This window comes from Vibrio sp. Y2-5, assembly GCF_014596725.1.
Classification (GTDB): Bacteria; Pseudomonadota; Gammaproteobacteria; order Enterobacterales; family Vibrionaceae; genus Vibrio.
In genome coordinates, this window is the sequence record NZ_JACVEG010000016.1 from 23,137 (window position 1) to 29,981 (window position 6,845).

Sequence of the window (6,845 nt, forward strand, 5' to 3'; positions counted from 1 at the left end):
GGGAGAGAAAAGGGCTCACAATATGCCATTAAGATTTGGGAAAACAAAGTAAATTCATATCATTTACGATGGTAGCAATGTCAGCATTATTGATACTTTTTATGGGCCATACGGATATTGGGAAAGTTTTGCTGCTGAAAACAAGAATCTCCCTTGTTTAAGGGAGATTTTGCGAGAAAAGGTTTAGGTGAGTATCCAAGTGGCAATATACACAATCGCCAAACCAACCACACCTATTATGACTCCCGCTTTCGCCATGTCTCTGCTTTCAATAAGCCCTGTTGAATACGCCAGTGAATTTGGCGGTGTGGAGACGGGTAAAATCATCCCTAAAGAAGCAGAAAATGCGACAACAACCAGTAACCCTTGAATACCACCCACATCAGACAAACTTTGCATCGAAGTACCAATTGCGGCTGCGATTGGCATCAATAAGTTCGCGGTTGCGGTATTTGACATAAAGTTTGCCATGAGCCAGCAGATAATGGAGAGTGTAATCACGATGGACATTGGGGACAGAGATTCGTAATCAATCGCGTGCGCGAGAGCTTTCGCTAAGCCTGTCTGCTCTAAGCCAATACCTATGGCGATACCGCCTGCAACTAGCCAAAGTACATCCCAGTTGATTTGCTTGAGCTCTTCTTTGCCCATGATGCCGGTTAAGGTAAATATTGCCAGCGGTATCACCGCAACTACGTAGGTATTCATCCCGTGCAGTGAGGTTGTCATCCACAAAATAATGGTTGCAGCAAACGTAATGTATACCACGATAGCTCGCCAGCTACGCATAAACGTTCCTTCCAGTTTAAGCGTCATAGATGGTTGAGAAGAGGGAAATAACTTTTGTAATAGGAACCATGCGAAGGTTAGCTGGATAAAGACAAAGGGCAGACCCATCTTCATCCAAGATAAGAAACTAATACTGTGCTCACCTGTTAGGTACTGCAATGCAATAGCATTGGGAGGTGTACCTATTGGGGTGGCTATCCCCCCTGTGTTTGCCGCAATAGGGATACACAGCACTAAAGCTTTAATACCTAAATCCCCTTTGGGTGCGGATGCCACAATAGGTCCCAATAATGCCAGCATCATTACCGTAGTTGCAGTATTGGACATAAACATCGAAAACACTGAGGTAATGAGCATTAAACCAAGCATGATGAATTTCGGTTGAGTTCCAAAAGGCTTGAGAAGCACTCGGGCTAAGTTGTTGTCTAACTCATATTTTGATGCTGCGATTGCCAGTGCAAAGCCACCCATAAATAAAATAATGATAGGAGAGGAGAAAGCGCCAAATATTTCAGTGTAAGGAATAAGATCTCCCAACTCATGGCCTTCTGATGGTTCCCGAAACCAATGCAACCCCTTGTTAGAAATCATAATAAGTTCGAGAGTGATGATGAAGATTGAGGTTGCAAATACAGGTACAGGTTCCAATACCCATAAGAGCGCAGCAAGCAAGAAGATCGCCAGTAGTCGATGCTGTATTAGAGTGAGGTTATCAATGGGAATCGCATCAATTGGCATCATCAGGACACCAAGAGGAATTAAAAGACACACTAACAGTTTTATGAGCAACATGGGTTGCAAAGTCGGCATGGGAACATCCTCACTCCAAGAAGAATCATGAAATCTTAAGCCATTGAAACATTAGGGTCTTAGAGGAGAGTTAAAGTTTTGCTTATTTGCTGAGATAAAAGGCGGATGTGTGGGGTAGGTCAAAAACAAAATGCCCAGACTAAGCTGGGCAATATGAACGAAAAATAGCTCTACTTGTTGATATGAGCGTAAGGTGTACCTAGTTGAGTCGGTACATTATTTTTCATGCTCTCATCAAAGCGAATTGCGTCTTTAGCAAACAGGTTGATGACGGTTGAGCCAAGTTTAAAGCGCCCCATTTCTTCGCCTTTCTTGAATGAAACAGCTTTGTTCCCCGTTGCTGGATAATCCCAACGGTAAACCGTGTTACCACGAGGAGGCGTCACAGTCCCTGCCCAAGTTAGCTCAATGCTACCAACGATGGTTGCACCTACTAGCACCTGAGCCATTGGGCCGAATTCTGTATCAAAAATACAAACCACACGTTCGTTACGAGCAAACAAGTTTGGTACGTTTTCAGCCGTCAGAGGGTTAACTGAGAACAGGTCACCCGGAACGTAAATCATCTGACGTAAAGTTCCGTCACATGGCATGTGCACACGGTGGTAGTCACGCGGAGACAAGTAGAGTGTTGCGAACTCGCCGTCACGGAATTCTTCCGCCAATTTAGCATCGCCACCTAACAGCTCTTGTGCTGAGAAGTCATGACCTTTTGCTTGGATTAGCTGGCCATTGTTGATTGGACCAAATTGACTTACGCAAGCGTCAGCTGGGTGAGTAATCACTAACTCATCTTCAACAATAGTACGAGCACCAGGCTTTAGTTCACGCACAAAAAATTCGTTAAAGGTTTTAAAGTGCTTTGGATCTGAATGCAGAGCTTCGTCCATATTCACGTTGTATTGTTTGATAAACCAGCGGATAACGGCTGTAGTTAGACCACCCGCTTTCGCTGAGGCTAACTTGCCGACTAAGCGAGTTAAACCGTGTTGTGGAATCCAATACTGCAGTCCAACTTTAATTTTATCCATTGTCAGTCATTCCAATGTGTTTAGTGTTTGTTCTGTTCAAAAGGTCAGTAAACCTTAAGCTTTGGGCGCGAGATGTTACTGAAATTCGCTACAAGTGTCAGCAAATAGGTTATAAATGGCAACAAAATATCGTTACAGATCCGCTTTCTTATTGCGTGAATACTGACGATTGGCTTTGTTTTCATCCATACTTTCTATGATTCGGTGATAGTTCTCGTAGCGAGTTCGGCTCACTTCACCTTTATCAACCGCTTCGCGTAATATACAGCCAGGATCATCTCCGTGCTTACAGTCTCTGAACTTACATCCGCCTAAATAAGAACGAAATTCTACATAAGCTTTTGTGATGTCATCTGCTTCTAAATGCCATAAACCAAACTCACGAACTCCCGGAGAGTCTATCAAGTCACCGCCAGAAGGAATGTGGTAGAGACGTGCCGCAGTCGTTGTGTGTTGACCTAAACCCGAACTTTCAGAGATAACCCCTTCTTCGACCGACTCGGCTAATTCGGGCATCAGTGCATTGACTAAGCTGGATTTTCCAACGCCGGATTGACCGACGAAGATATTAATCTTATCGCGCAGTTTTTCTTCTAAAGCCTTAATGCCTTCGCCTGTTTGCTTACTGACGTAAAGTACCTCGTAACCGATGCGCTCATAATCAGCCAGAGATTCTCGATACTGTAGGCGCTGATCGTCAGTTAATAAATCAATCTTATTGAGGACAATCAGTGGTGCAATCTCCAGTGTTTCTGAAGCGATGAGGTAGCGGTCAATGATGTTGAGCGATAACTCAGGTAAGACAGAAGAGACGATGATCATCTGATTAACGTTGGCAGCAACTGGCTTCAAGCCGTCATAATAATCAGGACGAGTCAGCACTGACGTGCGAGGTTCTACAGCCTCAACCACACCCGATATTCCCGCCAAAATTTCATTACCCGGCCGCCAAATCACTTTGTCACCAGAGACGAGGCTTTCAATGCCACGTCGTAAGTTGCAGCGATGAATCGCTCCTGTTTCAGGATCTTCGATGTCAGCATGTTGACCAAAACGCGTAATAACCAAGCCTAATTTTGCGCTTTCAAGCATCGACTCTTCCCATTGCACGGAGTCTTCTTGCTTAAGTTTGCGGTGTTGGTTGTTTCTTACTCGCCTCACTTGGCCTTTAGTCAGCTTTTTTTTCTTTGCCACTATAATCTACTTTTATGAATTCGATGGTACTGATGAATTTGATTGAGTTTGATGCCAAATTTGAAGCTACACACATTTGAGTAAATGCGGCGAGCTAGGTTTCTTGGCTATCTGAATTTGGGTATAGTACCTCTTTTATCGACAAACCCATATAGGCACTCACTTATGTCTTATAGCGATCAAAATCTTATTTGGATCGATTTAGAGATGACTGGCTTAGATCCTGAAGCTCACAAAATCATCGAAATAGCCACTATTGTCACCGATAGTGAGTTAAACATTCTGGCGGAAGGACCTGTGTTGGCAATTCACCAACCAGAATCAGAATTAGACAAAATGGATGATTGGTGCACCAACACACACACTGGTAGTGGGCTGGTTGAGCGTATTCGCCAAAGCACAGTGACAGAAGCACAAGCCGTCGCACAAACTATCGAGTTTCTAGAAAAATGGGTTCCTCGCGGAAAATCACCGATTTGCGGTAACAGTATTGGACAAGATCGCCGTTTCCTCTATAAACATATGGCGGAATTAGAAGAGTATTTCCATTATCGCTATATCGATGTAAGTACATTAAAAGAACTGACTCGTCGCTGGAAACCTGACGTGTTGGATGGTTTCTCTAAGAAGGGCAGCCACTTGGCGTTGGATGATATTCGCGAATCAATCGCCGAGCTTAAATATTATCGTCAAACCATCATGTCGATTTAAGCGTATATAGATGAATCAAACCGCAGCAATCGCTGCGGTTTTTTATGGAACGGGCAGAAAGGCAAGTTGAGCAACACTTTGAACTACTTTGGTAATACCACGATTGGTTTTATCGGCCACGATCAAAGCCATCATGTCCTGAACCATCACCATTTTGGAAAACAACCGATCAAAGCTGATGTCGTAATCCGATTCTCCCATACGGTTTGATAACAGAAACAATTCACCTTTACTGTCTCGGCGTTGATAGAGGCGCCAGACAAAAATTTCAATATTACGAGCGCTGTTATAAAGGGACTGTTCGTTTAATGAGTCGATAATGAAAAACTCCTGCTGGTGGTTGTAAGACCGCCTGAGCATCTCAGTTAGCCCCACCATAGCGGCGAAAACCCTATCTCCCTGAAAGTTTTCATCGAAGCTAAGAAGAATCGCATCAATGCCGGTCGCACCATTTAGCTCATCAAAAACCAAAGAGGGAATTTCAATCGTATTGTAGGTACCGAATATCTGCGCCATACGAGCATCCACACTCATGCCGGAACTTTTTCTGAGTTGCCAAGGATTGCGAACGTAAAGTTTACGAGTCAATTCCATCAGCATCTGTTTTTGCTGTTTGACATGAACATCCATAACAAAATCGACATCACTTTTTCCTAAATTGCGCATAGGTTTGGGCATTGAGCCACAACCAGATAGGAAGAAAAGAGTGGTGAACAACACCAGCAGTCGTGAAATCTCACGCTTAAGTGGCAGAGGGATTAGTTTTCTCAATCCAATTTCCTTTACTTTCCTTGTCAGAAGCTTTCAAAGACGGAAGCTTTCACGAATGTCAGTTTACGCAGATTTTAGTGCTGTGCGGTTAAAAATACGTCGGTCGCAAAATAAGTTGCAAATAATTCTGTCAGAATAATGGTTTATCTCGCATAATGCGCGGGCTCGAATTTAAGTGAAATCTTAAATGACTAACTGATATTGGTGGTCTTTTAAGCAAAATGCGCTGTTTGCGGATGCTTTTTAGTCAAGCGAGAAAAAAAAGAAATTTTTTTTCGATAAGGGCTTGCATCACACAGAAATGCTCTTATAATTCGCAGCCCTGAACAACGGAAACGTTGTTGATGCGACACTAGCTCAGTTGGTAGAGCGCAACCTTGCCAAGGTTGAGGTCACGAGTTCGAACCTCGTGTGTCGCTCCACTTTCTCTAGTTAGAAAGCGAAAGCTCTCATTGTGCTTAACAATGATTACGGACGCGGGATGGAGCAGCTTGGTAGCTCGTCGGGCTCATAACCCGAAGGTCGTTGGTTCAAATCCAGCTCCCGCAACCAAATTTGGATTAAACGCAAAATGCGGTTAATCATGCGACACTAGCTCAGTTGGTAGAGCGCAACCTTGCCAAGGTTGAGGTCACGAGTTCGAACCTCGTGTGTCGCTCCACTTTCTTTAGTTAGAAAGCGAAAGCTCTCATTGTGCTGAACAATGACAATGCGACACTAGCTCAGTTGGTAGAGCGCAACCTTGCCAAGGTTGAGGTCACGAGTTCGAACCTCGTGTGTCGCTCCAAATTTAGCAGCAACACACCCTTTATAGCGCAAGCTTGCCAAGGTTGAGGTCACGCCTTTTTGTTTAAGAGCAGGGAACCTCGTGTGTCGCTCCAAATTCCTTTCTTTAATTAGAAAGTAAAGCTCTCATTGTGCTTAACAATGATACGGACGCGGGATGGAGCAGCTTGGTAGCTCGTCGGGCTCATAACCCGAAGGTCGTTGGTTCAAATCCAGCTCCCGCAACCAAATTTGGATTAAACGCAAAATGCGGTTAATCATGCGACACTAGCTCAGTTGGTAGAGCGCAACCTTGCCAAGGTTGAGGTCACGAGTTCGAACCTCGTGTGTCGCTCCAGAATTAGCAGTAAGACACCCTTAAGAGCGTAAGCTTGCCAAGGTTGAGGTCACGCCTTTTTATTTAAGAGCCGGGAACCTCGTGTGTCGCTCCAGTTTCTTTCTTTAAATAGAAAGTAAAAGCTCTCATTGTGCTGAACAATGACATTGCGACACTAGCTCAGTTGGTAGAGCGCAACCTTGCCAAGGTTGAGGTCACGAGTTCGAACCTCGTGTGTCGCTCCAAAATTAGCAGTAAGACACCCTTAAGAGCGTAAGCTTGCCAAGGTTGAGGTCACGCCTTTTTATTTAAGAGCCGGGAACCTCGTGTGTCGCTCCAGTTTCTTTCTTTAAATAGAAAGTAAAAGCCTTCATCGTGCTTAACGGTGATACAATACGGACGCGGGGTGGAGCAGCTTGGTAGCTCGTCGGGCTCAT

At 44.4% G+C, this 6,845-nt stretch carries 5 protein-coding genes and 7 tRNA genes; 8 read left to right on the forward strand and 4 right to left on the reverse strand.

Going from position 1 to position 6,845, the window contains the following annotated elements; translation table 11 throughout:
* Positions 1-183: 183 nt before the first annotated feature.
* The 3 genes from HUO09_RS21195 to rsgA all read right to left on the reverse strand — a co-directional run bounded on the left by HUO09_RS21195 (position 184) and on the right by rsgA (position 3,824).
* Positions 184-1,599 (reverse strand): DASS family sodium-coupled anion symporter, encoded by a 1,416-nt coding sequence (locus tag HUO09_RS21195; protein WP_188235228.1) that lies wholly within the window; start codon positions 1,597-1,599, stop codon positions 184-186.
* A 170-nt stretch (positions 1,600-1,769) separates the two neighbouring features.
* Positions 1,770-2,630 (reverse strand): archaetidylserine decarboxylase, encoded by an 861-nt coding sequence (gene asd / locus HUO09_RS21200; RefSeq protein WP_102943100.1) that lies wholly within the window; start codon positions 2,628-2,630, stop codon positions 1,770-1,772.
* Positions 2,631-2,762: 132 nt separating this feature from the next.
* Positions 2,763-3,824: a small ribosomal subunit biogenesis GTPase RsgA gene (gene rsgA, locus HUO09_RS21205; RefSeq protein WP_188235229.1), complete on the reverse strand. Its 1,062-nt coding sequence runs from the start codon at positions 3,822-3,824 to the stop codon at positions 2,763-2,765.
* 165 nt (positions 3,825-3,989) lie between these two features.
* On the opposite strand from rsgA, the gene orn reads away from it, so the two are divergent.
* Entirely contained in the window at positions 3,990-4,535 is a 546-nt protein-coding gene (gene orn / locus HUO09_RS21210; protein ID WP_188235230.1) for an oligoribonuclease, read from the forward strand.
* Positions 4,536-4,577: 42 nt separating this feature from the next.
* Here orn and HUO09_RS21215 read toward each other — a convergent pair whose 3' ends face one another.
* Positions 4,578-5,294 (reverse strand): hypothetical protein, encoded by a 717-nt coding sequence (locus HUO09_RS21215; RefSeq protein WP_373563713.1) that lies wholly within the window; start codon positions 5,292-5,294, stop codon positions 4,578-4,580.
* A gap of 358 nt (positions 5,295-5,652) precedes the next feature.
* Between HUO09_RS21215 and HUO09_RS21220 the strand changes: the two genes are divergently transcribed.
* The 7 genes from HUO09_RS21220 (at position 5,653) to HUO09_RS21250 (ending at position 6,653) form a co-directional block, all read left to right on the forward strand.
* Positions 5,653-5,728: transfer RNA gene (locus HUO09_RS21220), tRNA-Gly, on the forward strand.
* Positions 5,729-5,781: 53 nt separating this feature from the next.
* Positions 5,782-5,858, forward strand: a tRNA-Met gene (locus HUO09_RS21225).
* Positions 5,859-5,891: 33 nt separating this feature from the next.
* Positions 5,892-5,967, forward strand: a tRNA-Gly gene (locus tag HUO09_RS21230).
* A gap of 50 nt (positions 5,968-6,017) precedes the next feature.
* Positions 6,018-6,093, forward strand: a tRNA-Gly gene (locus tag HUO09_RS21235).
* Positions 6,094-6,243: 150 nt separating this feature from the next.
* Positions 6,244-6,320, forward strand: a tRNA-Met gene (locus HUO09_RS21240).
* Between the two features lie 33 nt (positions 6,321-6,353).
* Positions 6,354-6,429, forward strand: a tRNA-Gly gene (locus HUO09_RS21245).
* Positions 6,430-6,577: 148 nt separating this feature from the next.
* Positions 6,578-6,653, forward strand: a tRNA-Gly gene (locus tag HUO09_RS21250).
* Positions 6,654-6,845 lie beyond the last annotated feature (192 nt).